Genomic DNA, 17,591 nt, shown 5'->3' with positions numbered 1-17,591 from the left:
ACATGTCCGTCCGCCGTTTGGCTCCGAAAGAAGTTCAGCCCGCTTCGTTTGAATTCACGCCCGAGAATCTGGCGTGGGCGAAAGAGCAGATCACGCATTATCCGCCCGGCCGTCAGGCATCGGCTGTGATCGCGATCCTGTGGCGCGCACAGGAGCAGCAGGCCGGCTGGGTGTCGGAAGCAGCTATCCGCGTCGTCGCCGACATGCTGGAAATGCCCTATATCCGCGTGCTCGAAGTCGCGACCTTCTATACCCAGTTCCAGCTGCAGCCGGTCGGCAAGAAGGCTCACATTCAGGTCTGCGGTACCACGCCTTGCATGCTGCGCGGCGCCGGCGATCTGATCGACGTCTGTCAGCATCGCATCCATCACGACCCGTTCCATCTGTCCGCAGATGGCGACTTCAGCTGGGAGGAGGTCGAGTGCCTCGGCGCCTGCGTCAACGCCCCGATGGCGATGATCTGGAGCGACACTTACGAAGACCTCACCAAAGAGAGCATGAACAAGCTGATCGACGGTTTCGCTGCCGGCACGCCGCCGAAGCCGGGTTCGCAGATCGGCCGTCAGTTTGCTGCGCCCGAAGGCGGCGCGCGCGTGATGACGAGCGGTGGCGCCGCCACTTACACGAAGGTTCTGGATATGCCGAAGGAACCCGCGCTCGCCGATGCCGAGCCGAAGAAGCAGACCGAGTCGGCCAATGTGCAGGAGCGCCCGGCGCCGAAGCCGCCGGCGGCCGACGCGACCAAGACCAATCCGCCGAAGGGTGGCGCTTCTAAGGAGCCGAAGACTCCCAAGGAGCCGAAGAAATGACGCGCGTGCTGTCGATGAAATTTGCAACGCTGTCGGGGGACGCGGCAATGAACAAGTGGCTCTACATCGCACTGCATACGATGGTCGCAGCTGCGTTCATTTTCTCGCTGCAGCGCTTCTTTTTGAACGCCACGCTTGAATCCAGTCTGTTGTGGGCCGTTGTGTTCGGCGGTTGCGCCGCGATGCTCGCCTACAAGCAATCCAATCGCTGATCGAGGAAGCCATGCTCGACGACAACGACCGCATCTTCCGCAATCTCTACGGCCTCGACGACTGGGGCCTCGCCGGCGCACGCCGTCGCGGCGGCTGGGATGGCACGAAGGCCATCATCGACAAGGGCCGCGACTGGATCGTCAACGAGATGAAGGCGTCGGGCCTCCGTGGCCGTGGCGGTGCAGGTTTCCCGACGGGCATGAAGTGGTCCTTTATGCCGAAGGACAATGCTGACGGCCGCCCGAGCTATCTCGTCGTCAATGCCGACGAGTCCGAGCCCGGCACCTGCAAGGATCGCGAGATCATGCGGCACGATCCGCATACGCTGGTCGAAGGCTGCCTGATCGCCGGCTGCGCGATGGGCGCCCATGTCGGTTACATCTATGTGCGCGGTGAATTCATCCGCGAGCGCGAGCACCTGCAGGCGGCGATCGATCAGGCCTATGAGGCCAATTTGATCGGCAAGAACAACATCCACGGCTTCCCGTTCGACCTCTATGTCGCGCACGGTGCCGGCGCCTATATCTGCGGCGAAGAGACTGCACTGCTCGAAAGCCTTGAAGGCAAGAAGGGCCAGCCGCGCCTGAAGCCGCCATTCCCGGCCAACGTCGGTCTCTACGGCTGCCCGACCACGGTGAACAACGTCGAGTCGATCGCTGTTGCGCCGGACATCCTGCGCCGCGGCGCGGCATGGTTCGCCTCGATCGGCCGTCCGAACAATGTCGGCACCAAGCTTTACGGCATCTCCGGCCACGTCAACACGCCCTGCGTCGTCGAGGACGCGATGAGCATTCCGTTCCGTGAACTGATCGAGAAACACGGCGGCGGCATTCGCGGCGGTTGGGACAATCTGCTTGCGATCATTCCGGGCGGTGCATCGTGCCCGTTGATCCCGGCTGCGGATTGCGAAGAACTCATCATGGATTTCGACGGCACACGCGCGGTGAAGTCGTCATTCGGCACCGCCGGCGTCATCGTCATGGACAAGTTCACCGATGTCGTCGCAGCGATTGCCCGCATCAGCTACTTCTTCAAGCATGAGAGCTGCGGCCAGTGCACGCCGTGCCGTGAAGGCACCGGCTGGATGTGGCGCGTTCTGAGTCGCATGGTCGAAGGCCGCGCTCACAAGCGCGAGATCGACATGCTGCTCGAAGTCACCAAGCAGGTTGAAGGCCACACCATCTGCGCACTCGGCGATGCCGCCGCGTGGCCGGTGCAGGGCCTGATCCGCGCCTTCCGCCCGGAGATCGAACGCCGCATCGAAGAGTTCAGCCGCAAGGCGACGCTCGACGATCAGGGCATCCTCGATCCCGCGCATCTGGTCGCGGCGGAGTAGGGCGCATGGCTATGACGAAACTGATCATCGACGGCAAAGAGATCGAGGTCCCCGCGGAATACACGCTGCTGCAGGCGTGTGAAGCCGCCGGCGCCGAAATCCCGCGCTTCTGCTACCACGAGCGCCTGTCGATCGCCGGTAACTGCCGCATGTGTCTGGTGGAAGTGAAGGGCGGACCGAAGCCGGTCGCGAGCTGCGCCTGGGGCGTGCGCGATTGCCGGCCTGGTCCCAAGGGAGAACCGCCGGAGATCTCGACCCGTTCGCCGATGGTCAAGAAGGCACGCGAAGGCGTGATGGAATTCCTGCTGATCAACCACCCGCTGGATTGCCCGATCTGCGATCAGGGCGGCGAGTGCGATCTGCAGGATCAGGCGATGGGCTATGGCGTCGACACGTCGCGCTTTGCCGAAAACAAGCGCGCCGTCGAGGACAAGTATCTCGGCGCACTGGTCAAGACCTCGATGAACCGCTGCATCCAGTGCACGCGCTGCGTCCGATTTGCCGCCGAGATCTGCGGCGTGCCGGAAATGGGCGCCACGGGTCGCGGCGAGGACATGGAAATCACCTCGTTCCTCGAAACGGCGCTGACCTCGGAACTGCAGGGCAACCTGGTCGATATCTGCCCGGTCGGTGCGCTGACCTCGAAGCCTTACGCTTTCGCCGCGCGTCCTTGGGAGCTCGGCAAGACCCAGTCCATCGATGTCATGGATGCCGTCGGTTCGGCGATCCGCGTCGATACCCGTGGCCGCGAAGTGATGCGCATCTTGCCGCGGGTCAACGAGGCGGTGAACGAGGAATGGATTTCCGACAAGACGCGCCACATCGTCGACGGCCTGCGCACGCAGCGCCTCGATCGTCCTTATATCCGCGACAACGGCAAGCTGCGCGCTGCGACCTGGGCTGAAGCGTTCAGTGCCATCGCTGCGAAGGTTGCCGGCACCAAGAAGATCGGCGCCATCGCTGGCGATCTCGCCGCCGTCGAGGAAATGTTCGCACTGAAGCAACTGCTCGCAAGCATGGGGTCGGCCAATCTGGCGACCCAGAGCGCGGGCGCTTTCGATGCGGCCACTGGCCGCGCGTCCTACATTTTCAACCCGACCATCGCCGGCATCGAGCAGGCCGACGCGCTGCTGATCGTGGGCGCCAATCCGCGCAAGGAAGCCGCCGTTCTCAACGCGCGCATCCGCAAGGCATGGCGCACCGGTGCATTGAAGGTCGGCGTGATCGGCGAGAAGGCCGATCTGACCTATCGCTACGACTATCTCGGCGCCGGCACGGACTCGCTGGCCGAACTCGCCGCCGGCAAGAACGCTTTCGCCGATGTGCTGAAGAACGCCAAGCACCCGATCGTGCTGGTTGGCGCCGGCGTGGCCGCACGTGCCGATGGCGCTGCGGTACTGGCGGCGGCTGCCAAGCTCGCTTCGGACTTCGGTGTTATCAAGGACGGCTGGAACGGTTTTGCGGTGCTGCAGACGGCGGCCTCGACGGTCGGCGCGCTCGATATCGGCTTCGCGCCGACCTCGGGCAGCCTGAGCCTCGCGCAGATGACGTCGGCCGGTTCGCTCGACGTGCTGTTCTCGCTCGGCGCCGACGACGTGAAAGTCGCTGACGGCACTTTCGTCGTCTACATCGGCACCCATGGTGACCGCGGTGCGCATCGCGCCGACGTGATCCTGCCGGGTGCGGCCTATACCGAAAAGTCCGGCATCTTCGTCAACACTGAAGGCCGCGTGCAGATGGCGGAACGCGCCGGTTTCCCGCCGGGCGATGCCCGCGAGGACTGGGCGGTGATCCGCGCATTGTCCGACGTGCTCGGCCACAAGCTGCCTTACGACTCGCTGGCTGCCTTGCGGCAAGCGATCTTCAAAGCTGCCCCGCACCTGATGCGCATCGATCAGATCGAGGCCGGCGATGCCGGTGCGATCAAGACCCTTGCGGGCAAGGGCGGCACCGTCGACAAGACACCGTTCAAGGCCTCAGTTGAGGACTTCTACCTGACCAACCCGATCGCGCGTGCGTCAGCCATCATGGCGGAATGCTCCCGCCTGGCCTCCGGCCAGATGCTGACGGCGGCGGAGTAAACCGATGGCTGAATTCTGGACTAGCACCCTGTGGCCGCTGATCATCATGGTCGCGCAGAGCCTCCTTGTGCTCGTGGTGCTCTTGATTGCGATTGCCTACATCCTGCTGGCTGACCGCAAGATCTGGGCGGCGGTACAGATCCGCCGTGGCCCCAACGTGGTCGGGCCATTCGGCCTGCTGCAATCCTTCGCGGACTTGCTGAAATTCGTGTTGAAGGAGCCGGTGGTTCCTTCCAGCTCCAACAAGGGCGTGTTCCTGCTGGCGCCGCTGGTGTCCTGCGTGCTCGCGCTGGCGGCCTGGGCGGTGATCCCGATGGATCTCGGCTGGGTTATTTCCGACATCAATGTCGGCGTGCTCTATATCTTCGCGATTTCGTCGCTGTCGGTCTACGGCATCATCATGGCCGGCTGGTCGTCGAATTCGAAATATCCGTTCCTGTCGGCGCTGCGCGCCGCGGCGCAGATGGTGTCCTACGAAGTTTCGATCGGCTTCGTCATCATCACCGTCTTGCTCTGCGTCGGCTCGCTGAACCTGACGGCCATCGTCGCCGCGCAGGATTCGAAGTGGGGCATTCTCGGCTGGTACTGGATCCCGCTGTTCCCGATGTTCGTGATCTTTTACGTCTCGGCGCTGGCTGAAACCAACCGTCCGCCCTTCGATCTCGTCGAAGCGGAATCGGAACTGGTCGCGGGCTTCATGACCGAATACGGCTCGACCCCGTATCTGCTGTTCATGCTCGGCGAATACGTCGCCATCGTCACCATGTGCGCACTGGCAACGATCCTGTTTCTCGGCGGTTGGCTGTCGCCGATCCCGTTCGCGCCGTTCACCTGGGTGCCAGGCATCATCTGGTTCGCCATCAAGGTGATGTTCATGTTCTTCCTGATTGCGATGGCGAAGGCGATCGTGCCGCGCTACCGCTACGACCAGCTGATGCGTCTGGGCTGGAAGGTCTTTCTGCCGCTGTCGTTGGCGTACGTCATCATCGTCGCTGCCGTGCTGCAATTCGGGGGCCTTGCTCCGAAATGAGGTCACTATGAATATCAGGGCAACAGCTCACTCGCTTCTGCTGGCGGAGTTCGTTTCGGCGTTCGTCCTCGCCATGCGGTATTTCTTCAAGCCGAAGCCGACGCTGAATTATCCGTTCGAGAAGGGGCCGATCTCGCCGCGTTTCCGCGGTGAGCATGCGCTGCGCCGCTATCCGAACGGCGAAGAGCGCTGTATCGCCTGCAAGCTCTGTGAAGCGGTGTGTCCGGCACAGGCGATCACCATCGAAGCCGGTCCGCGCCGCAACGATGGGACGCGCCGCACCGTGCGCTACGACATCGACATGGTGAAATGCATCTATTGCGGACTGTGCCAGGAGGCCTGTCCGGTGGATGCGATCGTCGAGGGACCGAACTTCGAGTTCGCCACCGAGACGCGTGAGGAACTCTATTATGACAAGGCGAAATTGCTCGCCAACGGCGACCGCTGGGAGCGCGAGATTGCGAAGTCAATCGAACTCGACGCGCCGTACCGGTAAGGTGACCAGATGATCCTTCCCGCACTGTTCTTCTATCTGTTCGCCAGCATCTGCGTGGCTTCCGCGGTCATGGTGATTGCCTCGCGCAATCCCGTGCATTCCGTGCTGTTCCTGATCCTGGCCTTCGTCAACGCCTCGGGCCTGTTCGTGCTGATGGGCGCCGAATTCCTGGCGATGCTGCTGATCGTCGTCTATGTCGGCGCCGTCGCGGTGCTGTTCCTGTTCGTCATCATGATGCTCGACGTGGACTTCACGCAGCTGCGCGAAGGCTTCATTCAGTATCTGCCGTTTGGTCTCGTGATCGGCGCGATCTTCCTCGCCGAATTGCTGCTGGTCGCAGGTGGTTGGGTAATGAACCCGAACGTCACCAAGTCGATCACGGCGGCCATCCCGACGAATGTGAGCAATACCGAGGCGCTCGGCCTCGTGCTCTATACGAAGTACATCCATTACTTCCAGCTGGCCGGCATGGTGCTGCTGGTGGCGATGATCGGCGCGATCGTGCTGACGCTGCGTCACAAGGTCAAAGTGCGGCGCCAGGACATCAATGTTCAGAACGCGCGCAATCCGGAACTGGCGATGGAAGTGCGCAAGGTCGCGACCGGGCAGGGCCTGCAGGACGCTGACGCGGGGAGCTGGGTCAAATGACGATCGGTCTCGGACACTATCTGGCGGTCGCAGCGATCCTGTTCACGCTGGGCATTCTCGGCATCTTCCTGAACCGCAAGAACATCATCGTCATCCTGATGTCGATCGAGCTGATCCTGCTCGCCGTCAACATCAACATGGTGGCGTTCTCGACTTTCCTCGGCGACATCGTCGGGCAGGTGTTTGCGCTGCTTGTGCTGACCGTGGCCGCTGCGGAAGCAGCGATCGGTCTCGCCGTGCTGGTGGTCTATTTCCGCAACCGCGGCTCGATCGCGGTTGAAGACGTCAATCTGATGAAGGGCTGAGCCAGTTATGATCCAGGCTCTTGTATTCCTGCCGCTGATCGGCGCGCTGATCGCAGGCTTCATCGCCATTCTGGGTGCGCATGGGCGTAACCCGAGCGGCGACGAGATGGACCATGCGCATGACGACCACGGTCACGGCGATGCCAGCGCACATGCTGCGCATGGGCATGACGATCATGGTCACGATGATCACGACGACCATCACCACGTTGCCGAGCCGGCCGCGCTCGGCTCGCGTGCAGCCGAGCTGATCACCGCCGGTCTTCTGGTGGTGTCGGCGGTGCTGTCCTGGATGACCTTCGTCGATGTCGCCTTCATGCATCACGATGCCCGCGTCGTGCTGCTGAACTGGATCAATTCAGGCGATCTGCAGCTGTCCTGGACGCTGCGCGTCGATACGCTGACCGCCGTGATGCTGGTCGTCGTCACCACGGTGTCGTCGCTCGTGCACATCTATTCGCTCGGCTATATGGAAGATGATCCGAACCGGCCGCGCTTCATGGCGTATCTGTCGCTGTTCACTTTCATGATGCTGATGCTGGTGACCGCGGATAACCTGCTGCAGCTGTTCTTCGGCTGGGAAGGCGTGGGTCTGGCCAGCTACCTGCTGATCGGTTTCTGGTTCAAGAAGCCCTCGGCCAATGCGGCGGCGATCAAGGCCTTCGTGGTCAACCGCGTCGGCGACTTCGGCTTCCTGCTCGGTATCTTCGCGCTGTTCATGCTGGTCGGCTCGACCGATCTCGACACCATCTTTGCCAGCGCGCCTGGCCTGACCGGCAAGACGATCAACTTCTTCGGCTGGCACGCCGATGCACTGACACTGACCTGTCTGCTGCTATTCGTCGGCGCGATGGGCAAGTCGGCCCAGTTCCTGCTGCACACCTGGTTGCCGGACGCGATGGAAGGCCCGACGCCTGTGTCGGCGCTGATCCACGCGGCGACCATGGTCACCGCGGGTGTGTTCATGGTGGCGCGCATGTCACCGCTGTTTGAACTTGCGCCGAACGCGCAGGCCGTCGTGATGCTGGTCGGCGCGACCACGGCATTCTTCGCCGCGACCATCGGTCTGGTGCAGAACGACATCAAGCGCATCGTCGCTTACTCGACCTGTTCGCAGCTCGGTTACATGTTCGTGGCGCTGGGGACGGGGGCTTACTCCGTCGCCATGTTCCACCTGTTCACGCACGCCTTCTTCAAGGCGCTGCTGTTCCTGGGCTCGGGCTCGGTGATCTATGCGATGCATCACGAACAGGACATCCGCAAGATGGGTGGCCTGTGGAACAAGATCCCGTTCACCTATGCGATGATGACCATCGGTACGCTGGCGCTGACCGGATTTCCGTTCACGGCCGGCTACTTCTCGAAGGACGCGATCATCGAAGCGGCTTACGCCTCGCACACCCAGTTCGCCTTCTACGGCTTCCTGATGACCGTGGTCGCGGCGCTGCTGACCTCGTTCTATTCATGGCGTCTGGTGTTCAAGACGTTCCATGGCGAGCCGCACGACAAGAAGCATTACGATGCAGCACATGAAGCGCCGCTGTGGATGCTGGTCCCGCTGGCCGTGCTGGGCATCGGATCGTTCGCCGCAGGCTTCCCGTTCAAGGAGCTCTTTGCTGGTCATCACGTCGGCGAGTTCTTCCGGGAATCGCTGAAGATGAACCCGCACATCATCGAGGAGATGCATCACATCCCGGGCTGGGTGCCCTATGTGCCGACCGTGATGATGGTGCTCGGTTTCCTGATTTCGTATCTGTTCTATGTTCGCAAGCCGTATTTGCCTGTCGAACTCGCGAACCAGCATCCGCTGCTCTACAAGTTCCTGCTCAACAAGTGGTACTTCGACGAGCTCTACGAGATTATCTTCGTTCGTCCGGCCAAGTGGATCGGCCACTTCCTCTGGAAGAAGGGCGACGGCATGATCATCGACGGCCTCGGGCCTGATGGTGTCTCGGCCCGCGTGCTCAATATCACGCGCGGCGTGGTCAAGCTGCAGACCGGCTACCTCTATCACTATGCCTTCGCGATGCTGATCGGCGTCGCCGGGTTGATCACCTGGTTTATCTTCGGCCTGGGGGGCCAGTAACAATGGCGTCCGTCATGACATGGCCGGTCCTTTCGGTCGTCACCTTCCTGCCGATCGTCGGCGCGATCCTGATCTATCTCAGCCGCGGCGATGATGAGGCTGCGCAGGGCAATGCGCGCTGGATCGCGCTCTGGACCACGCTGATCACTTTTGCGGTCTCGCTGATCCTGGTGATGCGCTTCGACCCGTCGAACGGCGACTTCCAGTTTGTCGAAAAGGCGCCGTGGCTGGCCGCGACCATCAACTACCACATGGGCGTGGACGGCATTTCGCTGCCCTTCGTGATCCTGACCACGGCCCTGATGCCGTTCTGCATCCTGTGCAGCTGGAAGTCGGTCACCAAGCGTGTCCGCGAATACATGATCGCGTTCCTGTTCCTGGAAACGCTGATGATCGGCACCTTCTCGGCGCTGGATCTGGTGCTGTTCTATCTGTTCTTCGAAGGCGGCCTGATCCCGATGTTCCTGATCATCGGCATCTGGGGCGGCCCGCGCCGGGTCTACGCCTCGTTCAAGTTCTTCCTCTACACGTTCCTTGGCTCGGTGCTGATGCTGCTGGCCATCATGGCGCTGTACTGGAATGCGGGCACCACGGACATCCCGACGCTGATGCACACGGCCGTGCCGCGCAGCTTGCAGACATGGGCGTGGTTGGCATTCTTCGCGTCCTTCGCGGTCAAGATGCCGATGTGGCCAGTGCATACCTGGCTGCCTGACGCACACGTGGAAGCGCCGACGGCAGGTTCAGTCGTGCTGGCCGCGATCATGTTGAAGATGGGCGGTTACGGCTTCCTGCGCTTCTCGCTGCCGATGTTCCCGGATGCCTCTCTCTATTTCGCGCCGATGGTCTGGACGCTCTCCGTGATCGCGATCGTCTACACGTCGCTGGTCGCGCTGATGCAGGAAGACATCAAGAAGCTGATCGCCTACTCGTCGGTCGCGCATATGGGCTACGTCACTATGGGTATCTTCGCCGGCACGACGCAGGGCGTCTCCGGCGCGGTGTTCCAGATGGTGTCGCACGGCATCGTGTCGGGCGCGCTGTTCCTCTGCGTCGGCGTCGTCTACGACCGCCTGCATACCCGCGAGATCGCGGCCTATGGCGGCCTCGTCAACCGGATGCCGATCTATGCGGCGCTGTTCATGGTCTTCACCATGGCCAATGTCGGTCTGCCCGGCACCTCCGGCTTCGTCGGTGAATTCCTGACGCTGATCGGCACCTTCAAGGTCTCGATCCCGACGGCGACATTCGCCAGCATCGGCGTGATCCTGTCGGCGGCCTATGCACTGTGGCTGTACCGCAAGGTCGTGTTCGGTGAACTGACCAAGCCGGCGCTACAGGGCATCAAGGACATCACGTTCCGGGAAGGCCTGGTGCTGGTGCCGCTGGTCATTCTCACCATTCTGTTCGGAGTCTATCCGAAGCCGGTGCTCGACATGTCGGCGGCTTCGATCCAGCTCCTCGTTAACAATTACGCTGCTGCAACGTCTGCCGTGAAGGCAGCCGCGCTGCTGCAATGACCGCAGCAGATCAGGATAACGCGCAATGACGATTACGACCGCCGGATATTCCCTGCTGCCCGTACTGCCGGAGCTGATGCTCGCGGTTGGCGCCATGGTGCTGCTGATGATCGGTGCCTTCAACGGACCGAAGGTCACGGGTCTCGTCACCACGCTCGCCGTCTGTCTGCTGGTGGTGGTCGGCGCGGCTGAAATCATGCTGCCCGCGGGCAAGCATGTCACCTTCGGCGGCAGCTTCATCGTCGACGATTATGCGCGCTTCCTGAAGGTGCTGGCGATTATCGCGTCGGCCGTGACGCTGATCCTGTCCCGTGAATTCCTCGCGGACCAGTCCCGTCGCATTTTCGAATACGCCATCCTGGTGCTGCTCTCGACGCTCGGCATGATGGTGCTGATCTCGGCCGGCGACCTGATCATGCTGTATCTCGGCCTCGAACTGATGAGCCTTGCGCTCTATGTCGTCGCAGCCTCCAACCGCGACAATGCAAAGTCGACCGAAGCCGGCCTCAAGTATTTCGTGCTGGGTGCGCTGTCGTCCGGCATGCTGCTCTACGGCGCTTCTATGATCTACGGTTTCACCGGCACGGTGTCCTTCGCCGGCATCGCCGCCGAAGCCAAGACCGGCAATATCGGCCTGGTGTTCGGCCTGGTGTTTCTGCTCGCCGGCCTCTGTTTCAAGGTTTCGGCCGTGCCGTTCCACATGTGGACGCCCGATGTCTACGAAGGCGCACCGACGCCCGTCACGGCCTTCTTCGCCTCGGCCCCGAAGGTTGCAGCACTCGCTGTGTTCACCCGCGTCACGCTGACCGCGTTCCCGGGCATCGTGGTGCAATGGCAGCAGGTCGTGGTGTTCGTGTCGCTGGCCTCGATGGTGCTGGGCTCGTTCGCCGCCATCGGCCAGACCAACATCAAGCGCCTGATGGCCTATTCGTCGATCGGCCATATGGGCTTCGCGCTGGTCGGCCTTGCCGCCGGCACGCAGGAGGGTGCGCAGGGTGTGCTGGTCTATATCGCGATCTATGTCGCGATGACCCTCGGCACCTTCGCCATCATCCTGACCATGAAGCGCAATGGCCAGCCCGTTGAGACGATCAAGGATTTCGCCGGCCTGTCGCGCACCAATCCGATCATCGCCTTCTTCTTCGCGATGTTCCTGTTCTCGCTGGCAGGCGTGCCGCCGCTGGCCGGCTTCTTCGGCAAGTTCTACGTCTTCATGGCGGCCATCAAGTCGGGCCTGTTCGTACTGGCCGTGGTCGGTGTGTTGGCCAGCGTGGTGGGTGCGTTCTACTACCTGTCCATCGTGAAGCTGATGTATTTCGACGAGCCGGTCGGGAAGCTCGATCCGATGCGCGTTGAACTGCGCACGGTGCTGGCAGTGGCGGGTCTCTTCAACGTGCTGTTCTTCGTCTATCCGGCGCCTCTGGTCAGCGCGGCGGCATTCGCAGCGAAGTCGCTGTTCTAGATGGCATTTTCGCTCGGTCCCCGAGCCCTCGCGGCGGGCACGAAGCTCGCCGCATTCGACTCAACCGGTTCGACCAATACTGAAGCCATGGACCGCGCGCGCGCAGGCGAGCGCGGTCCGATGTGGTTTGTCACAACGGAACAGACCGCGGGACGTGGGCGACGGCATCGGCCGTGGGTCGCTCCCCGCGGGAACCTCGCCAGTTCGGTTCTCGAAGTTCTTGATGTGACGCCCTCAGTTGCGGCGACATTGGGCTTCGCCGCCGGCGTTGCCGTTGAGAAGGCGCTCCGACAGATCAGCGTCGAAGCCGCGATGCGGGCGCCGCAGTCGGCCGCGAATGACTATCGGCTGAAATGGCCGAACGACGTTCTGGCGGGCGGGCACAAGCTTGTCGGAATGAATCTGGAGGCGGAGGCAGCGCCGAACGGCCAGCTTGCTGTTGTCGTCGGCATCGGCACCAATGTGGTGGCGGCCCCCGACAATATGCCTTATCCGGTTGCTTGCCTGCATGCGATGGGCGTCAGCGCCAGCGCCGAAGACCTGTTTGCGGCGCTTTCGGACACCTGGCAGGAGATGCGCGGCATCTGGGATTCCGGCCGCGGGTTTGCCGAGATCCGGCGACAGTGGCTGGAGCGTGCAGCAGGGATCGGTCAGCCGGTGTCCGTGGACAACGGGGTACAGACGATTTCGGGAATTTTCGACACCATTGATGAGGCCGGTTGTATGATTGTCGCGACAGCGGATCGCCGGCGAATCCCTATTACCGCCGGCGACGTTCATTTCGGATCGGCCGCGTCGACAAGGACAGTACGCAAATGACGCGACCCAACGAATTGACCTTCGCACCGCTGGGAGGCGTCGGCCAGATTGGCATGAACCTGTCGATCTATGGCCTGGCCGGGAAGTGGCTGGCGATCGACCTCGGCGTCTATTTCGGTGACGAGGAGCATCTGCCCGGCATCGATCTGGTGATGCCCGACGTGCGCTTCCTGGAAAAGGAAAAGAAGAATCTCGTCGGTCTCGTGCTCACCCACGCCCATGAGGACCATTTCGGCGCCATCATTGATCTGTGGCCCAAGTTGAAATGCCCAATCTATGCGACGCAGTTCAGCGCCGCATTGTTCGAAGCCAAATGCGCCAGCGAGCGCAACCCGCCGAAGATCCCCGTCACCGTGGTGCCGTCGGGCGGCCGCATCAATCTCGGCCCGTTCGATATCGAGTTCATTCCGGTCGCGCATTCGATTCCGGAATCCCATGCGATCGCGCTGCACACGCCGCTCGGCACCGTGCTGCATACCGGTGACTGGAAGATCGATCCGACACCGATCATCGGCCTGCCAACCGACGAAAAGCGGCTGCGCGAACTCGGTGATGCCGGCGTACTGGCCATCATCGGCGACTCCACGAATGCGGTGCGCGATGGCCGCTCACCGTCCGAAACGGAGGTTGCCGCGACGCTCACCAAACTGGTGAAGGCTGCCAAGGGCCGCGTCGCCGTCACGACCTTCGCATCGAACGTGGCGCGGTTGCGGGCCGTTGCCGAAGCGGCGCAGGCCGCGGGCCGCGAAGTGGTGCTGGTCGGCCGCGCTATGGAGCGCGTCGTGCAGGTGGCCCGCGAATGCGGCTATCTCGATGGACTGCCGGCTTTCCGTAACGCCGACTATTACGGCCATTTCCCGCCGGACAAGGTGGTGGCGCTGTGCACGGGCAGCCAGGGTGAAGCGCGCGCGGCGCTGGCACGTATCGCCAGCGACGATCATCCGATGGTGACCCTCAACAAGGGCGATACGGTGATCTTCTCGTCGCGGACCATTCCAGGCAACGAGAAGGCGGTCGGCACCATCATCAACGGTCTTGTCACGCAGGGCATCGAGGTGATCACCGATCGCGATGCGTTGGTGCATGTGTCGGGCCATCCGCGCCGCGACGAATTACGCGACATGATTTCCTGGGTGCGGCCGCAATTGTTGATCCCCGTCCATGGCGAGGCGCTGCATCTGCACGAGCATGCCAAGCTGGCGCGCGCCTGCGGCGTGCCGCGGACCATGATCGTCAAGAACGGCGACCTGGTGCGCCTTGCGCCCGGCGATGCTGCCGTCATCGACGAACTGCCGTCGGGCCGCATGTTCAAGGACGGCCTCATTCTCGAGGATTCCAAGTCTCGTGCCGTAAGCGAGCGGCGCCGGCTGTCCTTTGCCGGCTGTGCGTTCGTGGCACTGGCCGTGACCATGAAGGGCGAACTGGTCGATGACCCTGCGGTCGACCTGATCGGCATTCCCGAAAAGAACCTCAAGGGCGAGGTGATGGAGGATGTCGTGTTCGACATCGTCGTCAACATCGTCGAGAACCTGCCCAAGGCGCGCAAGCGCGATCCCGATGCGATGGCGGAGTCGGTGCGACGCGCCGTCCGCTCGTCACTCGCCGATCAATGGGGCAAGAAGACGATGTGCTACGTTCACATCCTGCAGGTCGAAGACTAAAAGCAAAGAAACAAAGACGACGGAGGACACCATGCTGGGCCGGCTCAATCATGTGGCGATTGCCGTCGCCGATGCGGAGAAAGCTGCGAAGATCTACGGCACCGCCTTCGGTGCCGAGATTTCCGCGACCGTGCCGCTGCCGGAGCATGGCGTGATCACGGTGTTCGCGACACTGCCGAATACCAAGATCGAATTCATCCAGCCGCTCGGTGCGGATTCCCCGATCGCCAAATTCGTCGAGCGCAACCCTGACGGCGGCATCCATCACATCTGCTACGAAGTGCCGGATATCATCGCGGCACGCGACAACCTGATCAAGGAAGGGGCGCGCGTGCTTGGCGACGGCCAGCCGAAGATCGGCGCCCACGGCAAGCCTGTGCTGTTCCTGCATCCCAAGGATTTCTCGGGCGCGCTGGTAGAGATCGAACAAGCTTCCGAAATCGAACAGTCCTGAGGACGCGATGGCCTATACGATCTCGACGTCGCTCGCGGTCTATTTCGTCATCTGGTGGATCACGCTGTTCCTGACGCTGCCATTCGGCGTGCGCAGCCAGCATGAGGACGGCGAGGGCACCGACGGCACCGATCCCGGTGCGCCTGTGCTGGCCCGGATGGGGCGCAAGCTGATCTGGACCACGGTGATTTCCGCGGCGCTGTTCGCGGCCGGCATGTATGCGTATCGCATGGACTACTTCAACATCGAGCGGCTCTCGAAGCTGATGGGCGTGCCGATCTGAGAGCAATCTTTAACGTGCGGAGTCTGTCCTTTCAGGTGTCGATACGGAGCTGACGCATGAAGCGCTTTCTGCTTTTTCTGTTGCTTGGGCCGGCTGTCGGCTTTGCGGTTTTCGAGCTGCGCGAAATTGCCAGCGGCAGGATCATCGGTGGCTTTCCCGGCTTTATCATGGGATTGCCCTTTGCCTACTGGTTCGGGCTGATCCCGTCGCTGGTGATGTGGCTTGAGGACTGGTTCCTCGAAGACAAGATGCAGCTGTGGCCGAAGGTGCTGACCTCAGCGTTGACTGGCTATGTCGTGAGTATCGGGATGATGTTGATCTGGACGTCGGTGTCGATTCCGCTGCGTCAGATTCTTACATTCGGGATCGTCGGCGCGGTACAGGGCCTGGTCTGTTCGTGGCTGTCGGGCATCAAGCCGAAGGGTGGTGCGCTGTAATACGCGGCGCTTTGCATCTCCGAAAAAAGGCCGGCATGGATGCCGGCCTTTTTTGCGTCTCGGACGATATGAAGCGTCGCTATCGTTGTCGGGAATCTGCCGAAAAAAAAGAGCAGGGCCGCAGCCCTGCTCGGAAAATTGTGTCGACCCTATTACCCCAAACTTTGGATTTTATCCTTGCTTAGCGGGTTGACGCTGCTTGAGCGCGTCAGGGCTCCTCCCGAGACTTGGACCACCAGACTCTGTCCTTACGAACCGCCTGAGCTGTGAGTCGTAGCTTAACTTTTTTTGTTTGTCACCAATTTCGGCAATGTGTGTTCAAAATTTAGGCCAAGGGTAGAATCGCGACCTTTTACGCGATTTCCGGTCACGCTGGGGTCGCTGTGGCCGACATCGGAAATGGAGATATTTGACAGCCTGCGAAGCAATTCGCCAGGCGAACGGAATTAAGCCCCGATTGCCAGCTCCATGTCCTAGACTGCCCGGCGTCCGACCCGTCGCCCTTGTATTTTGGCGGCCGATCCGGTTTCACTCGCGTTCTCCCGTGTCCCTCCGATTCCCAGGCCTAACCATGCGATTGTCGCGCTATTTTCTGCCCATTCTCAAGGAAACGCCGAAGGAAGCCGAGATCGTCTCGCACCGGCTGATGCTGCGCGCGGGCATGATCCGGCAGGAGGCCGCCGGCATCTATGCCTGGTTGCCGCTGGGCCTGCGGGTGCTGAAGAAAATCGAGGCGATCGTCCGCGAGGAGCAGAACCGGGCGGGCGCCATCGAGCTCCTGATGCCGACATTGCAGCTCGCCGATCTCTGGCGCGAAAGTGGGCGCTACGACGCCTATGGGCCGGAGATGCTGCGCATCGTCGACCGCCACAAGCGGGAGCTTCTCTACGGGCCGACCAACGAGGAAATGATCACCGAGATCTTCCGCGGCTATGTGAAGTCCTACAAGAGCCTGCCGCTGAACCTGTACCACATCCAGTGGAAGTTCCGCGACGAGCAGCGTCCGCGTTTCGGCGTGATGCGCGGCCGCGAATTCCTGATGAAGGATGGCTATTCGTTCGACATCGACGAAGCCGCGGCGAAACATTCCTACAATCAGATGTTCGTCGCTTATCTGCGCACCTTCGCGCGCATGGGCCTCAAGGCGATCCCGATGCGCGCCGAGACCGGCCCGATCGGCGGCGATCACTCCCACGAATTCATCGTGCTCGCTGAGACCGGCGAGTCCGGCGTGTTCTGCGACAAGAACGTGCTCGATCTGCCGATCCCGCCGGCCGATGTCGATTATAGCGGCGATCTCACGGGCATCATCAATCAGTGGACCTCGATCTATGCGGCGACCGAAGACGTCCACGACGCTGCGCGGTTCGAAAGCGAAGTGCCGGCCGAGCGGCGGCTCAACACCCGCGGTATCGAAGTCGGCCAGATCTTCTATTTCGGCACCAAATACTCCGACGCCATGAAAGCAACCGTTGCGGGCGCCGATGGCGCGGAGACGGCGATCCATGGCGGCTCCTACGGCGTCGGCGTATCGCGGCTCCTGGGCGCGATCATCGAGGCCTGCCACGACGAGAACGGCATCAAGTGGCCCGAGGAAGTGGCGCCGTTCCGTGCTGCGATCCTCAACCTGAAGCAGGGCTCGCCCGATACGGATGCGGCCTGCGAGGCGCTCTACAAGGAGCTCTCGGCCAAGGGCGTCGATGTGCTCTATGACGACACCGACCAGCGCGCCGGCGGCAAGTTTGCCACCGCTGACCTGATCGGTGTGCCCTGGCAGATCCTCGTTGGCCCGAAGGGGCTGGCCGAAGGCAAGGTCGAGCTGAAGCGGCGCGATGACGGTTCGCGTGAGAATATCAGTGCCGCTGAGGTCGTCGCAAAGCTGACGTCCTGACGACTTATCCACTGTGTGGTCGCCGCATCACTCACGATGCGGCTAGAATAAGCCCGATTC

17 protein-coding genes are annotated in these 17,591 nt (G+C 62.0%); all 17 read left to right on the top strand.

Annotated elements, in window-relative coordinates; all coding sequences use genetic code 11:
- Window positions 1-2 precede the first annotated feature (2 nt).
- The 17 genes from nuoE (at window position 3) to proS (ending at window position 17,531) form a co-directional block, all read left to right on the top strand.
- On the top strand, window positions 3-809 hold the full coding sequence (gene nuoE, locus AB7951_RS15150; protein ID WP_120290027.1) for an NADH-quinone oxidoreductase subunit NuoE: 807 nt from the start codon (window positions 3-5) through the stop codon (window positions 807-809).
- Window positions 806-1,021 carry a hypothetical protein gene (locus AB7951_RS15145; RefSeq protein ID WP_089264560.1) on the top strand — a complete coding sequence of 72 codons (216 nt, stop codon included), beginning with the start codon at window positions 806-808 and terminating at the stop codon, window positions 1,019-1,021. Before nuoE ends, AB7951_RS15145 begins: the two co-directional genes overlap by 4 nt.
- Before the next feature lie 11 nt (window positions 1,022-1,032).
- A complete protein-coding gene (gene nuoF / locus AB7951_RS15140) occupies window positions 1,033-2,358 on the top strand; it encodes an NADH-quinone oxidoreductase subunit NuoF (RefSeq protein WP_441255875.1) in 1,326 nt (441 codons plus the stop codon).
- Between the two features lie 11 nt (window positions 2,359-2,369).
- On the top strand, window positions 2,370-4,439 hold the full coding sequence (gene nuoG / locus AB7951_RS15135) for an NADH-quinone oxidoreductase subunit NuoG (protein WP_120290025.1): 2,070 nt from the start codon (window positions 2,370-2,372) through the stop codon (window positions 4,437-4,439).
- A gap of 4 nt (window positions 4,440-4,443) precedes the next feature.
- Window positions 4,444-5,469, top strand: coding sequence for an NADH-quinone oxidoreductase subunit NuoH (nuoH, locus tag AB7951_RS15130; RefSeq protein WP_089264558.1), 1,026 nt, complete (start codon window positions 4,444-4,446; stop codon window positions 5,467-5,469).
- 7 nt (window positions 5,470-5,476) lie between these two features.
- Window positions 5,477-5,965: an NADH-quinone oxidoreductase subunit NuoI gene (gene nuoI, locus AB7951_RS15125; RefSeq protein WP_089264557.1), complete on the top strand. Its 489-nt coding sequence runs from the start codon at window positions 5,477-5,479 to the stop codon at window positions 5,963-5,965.
- A gap of 9 nt (window positions 5,966-5,974) precedes the next feature.
- Window positions 5,975-6,613, top strand: a complete 639-nt coding sequence (locus AB7951_RS15120; RefSeq protein WP_068730884.1) for an NADH-quinone oxidoreductase subunit J — start codon at window positions 5,975-5,977, stop codon at window positions 6,611-6,613.
- A complete protein-coding gene (nuoK, locus tag AB7951_RS15115) occupies window positions 6,610-6,918 on the top strand; it encodes an NADH-quinone oxidoreductase subunit NuoK (protein WP_068730883.1) in 309 nt (102 codons plus the stop codon). Before AB7951_RS15120 ends, nuoK begins: the two co-directional genes overlap by 4 nt.
- Before the next feature lie 7 nt (window positions 6,919-6,925).
- The gene (nuoL, locus tag AB7951_RS15110) at window positions 6,926-9,004 is read left to right on the top strand and encodes an NADH-quinone oxidoreductase subunit L (RefSeq protein WP_120290023.1); all 2,079 of its coding nucleotides are present in this window, start codon (window positions 6,926-6,928) and stop codon (window positions 9,002-9,004) included.
- Window positions 9,005-9,018: 14 nt separating this feature from the next.
- Window positions 9,019-10,524, top strand: a complete 1,506-nt coding sequence (locus AB7951_RS15105; RefSeq protein WP_414716891.1) for an NADH-quinone oxidoreductase subunit M — start codon at window positions 9,019-9,021, stop codon at window positions 10,522-10,524.
- A gap of 25 nt (window positions 10,525-10,549) precedes the next feature.
- Window positions 10,550-11,986 carry an NADH-quinone oxidoreductase subunit NuoN gene (gene nuoN, locus AB7951_RS15100; RefSeq protein ID WP_120290021.1) on the top strand — a complete coding sequence of 479 codons (1,437 nt, stop codon included), beginning with the start codon at window positions 10,550-10,552 and terminating at the stop codon, window positions 11,984-11,986.
- Window positions 11,987-12,805 (top strand): biotin--[acetyl-CoA-carboxylase] ligase, encoded by an 819-nt coding sequence (locus tag AB7951_RS15095; protein WP_120290019.1) that lies wholly within the window; start codon window positions 11,987-11,989, stop codon window positions 12,803-12,805. It abuts the gene before it with no gap.
- Complete coding sequence (locus AB7951_RS15090) at window positions 12,802-14,466, top strand: ribonuclease J (RefSeq protein ID WP_089264553.1); 1,665 nt, start codon at window positions 12,802-12,804, stop codon at window positions 14,464-14,466. The genes AB7951_RS15095 and AB7951_RS15090 overlap by 4 nt, the downstream gene beginning before the upstream one ends.
- Window positions 14,467-14,497: 31 nt before the next feature.
- Window positions 14,498-14,920, top strand: coding sequence for a methylmalonyl-CoA epimerase (mce, locus tag AB7951_RS15085; RefSeq protein WP_068730877.1), 423 nt, complete (start codon window positions 14,498-14,500; stop codon window positions 14,918-14,920).
- Window positions 14,921-14,927: 7 nt separating this feature from the next.
- Window positions 14,928-15,203 carry a DUF1467 family protein gene (locus AB7951_RS15080; RefSeq protein WP_120290017.1) on the top strand — a complete coding sequence of 92 codons (276 nt, stop codon included), beginning with the start codon at window positions 14,928-14,930 and terminating at the stop codon, window positions 15,201-15,203.
- A gap of 56 nt (window positions 15,204-15,259) precedes the next feature.
- Window positions 15,260-15,640 (top strand): hypothetical protein, encoded by a 381-nt coding sequence (locus tag AB7951_RS15075; protein ID WP_089264551.1) that lies wholly within the window; start codon window positions 15,260-15,262, stop codon window positions 15,638-15,640.
- 571 nt (window positions 15,641-16,211) lie between these two features.
- On the top strand, window positions 16,212-17,531 hold the full coding sequence (proS, locus tag AB7951_RS15070; protein WP_120290015.1) for a proline--tRNA ligase: 1,320 nt from the start codon (window positions 16,212-16,214) through the stop codon (window positions 17,529-17,531).
- The last annotated feature ends 60 nt before the right edge of the window (window positions 17,532-17,591 follow it).

The sequence above is a fragment of the Tardiphaga sp. 285_C5_N1_2 genome, assembly GCF_052076065.1.
GTDB classification, from domain to species: Bacteria; Pseudomonadota; Alphaproteobacteria; order Rhizobiales; family Xanthobacteraceae; genus Tardiphaga; species Tardiphaga robiniae.
Note: the sequence above shows the minus strand (reverse complement) of the source record. Positions and strands in the feature narration are given on the sequence as shown.

Bases quoted from the DNA above. Each gene is read 5' to 3' on its own strand.
- nuoE (WP_120290027.1), top strand. From the start codon at position 3: ATGTCCGTCCGCCGTTTGGCTCCGAAAGAAGTTCAGCCCGCTTCGTTT.
- AB7951_RS15145 (WP_089264560.1), top strand. From the start codon at position 806: ATGACGCGCGTGCTGTCGATGAAATTTGCAACGCTGTCGGGGGACGCG.
- nuoF (WP_441255875.1), top strand. From the start codon at position 1,033: ATGCTCGACGACAACGACCGCATCTTCCGCAATCTCTACGGCCTCGAC.
- nuoG (WP_120290025.1), top strand. From the start codon at position 2,370: ATGACGAAACTGATCATCGACGGCAAAGAGATCGAGGTCCCCGCGGAA.
- nuoH (WP_089264558.1), top strand. From the start codon at position 4,444: ATGGCTGAATTCTGGACTAGCACCCTGTGGCCGCTGATCATCATGGTC.
- nuoI (WP_089264557.1), top strand. From the start codon at position 5,477: ATGAATATCAGGGCAACAGCTCACTCGCTTCTGCTGGCGGAGTTCGTT.
- AB7951_RS15120 (WP_068730884.1), top strand. From the start codon at position 5,975: ATGATCCTTCCCGCACTGTTCTTCTATCTGTTCGCCAGCATCTGCGTG.
- nuoK (WP_068730883.1), top strand. From the start codon at position 6,610: ATGACGATCGGTCTCGGACACTATCTGGCGGTCGCAGCGATCCTGTTC.
- nuoL (WP_120290023.1), top strand. From the start codon at position 6,926: ATGATCCAGGCTCTTGTATTCCTGCCGCTGATCGGCGCGCTGATCGCA.
- AB7951_RS15105 (WP_414716891.1), top strand. From the start codon at position 9,019: ATGACATGGCCGGTCCTTTCGGTCGTCACCTTCCTGCCGATCGTCGGC.
- nuoN (WP_120290021.1), top strand. From the start codon at position 10,550: ATGACGATTACGACCGCCGGATATTCCCTGCTGCCCGTACTGCCGGAG.
- AB7951_RS15095 (WP_120290019.1), top strand. From the start codon at position 11,987: ATGGCATTTTCGCTCGGTCCCCGAGCCCTCGCGGCGGGCACGAAGCTC.
- AB7951_RS15090 (WP_089264553.1), top strand. From the start codon at position 12,802: ATGACGCGACCCAACGAATTGACCTTCGCACCGCTGGGAGGCGTCGGC.
- mce (WP_068730877.1), top strand. From the start codon at position 14,498: ATGCTGGGCCGGCTCAATCATGTGGCGATTGCCGTCGCCGATGCGGAG.
- AB7951_RS15080 (WP_120290017.1), top strand. From the start codon at position 14,928: ATGGCCTATACGATCTCGACGTCGCTCGCGGTCTATTTCGTCATCTGG.
- AB7951_RS15075 (WP_089264551.1), top strand. From the start codon at position 15,260: ATGAAGCGCTTTCTGCTTTTTCTGTTGCTTGGGCCGGCTGTCGGCTTT.
- proS (WP_120290015.1), top strand. From the start codon at position 16,212: ATGCGATTGTCGCGCTATTTTCTGCCCATTCTCAAGGAAACGCCGAAG.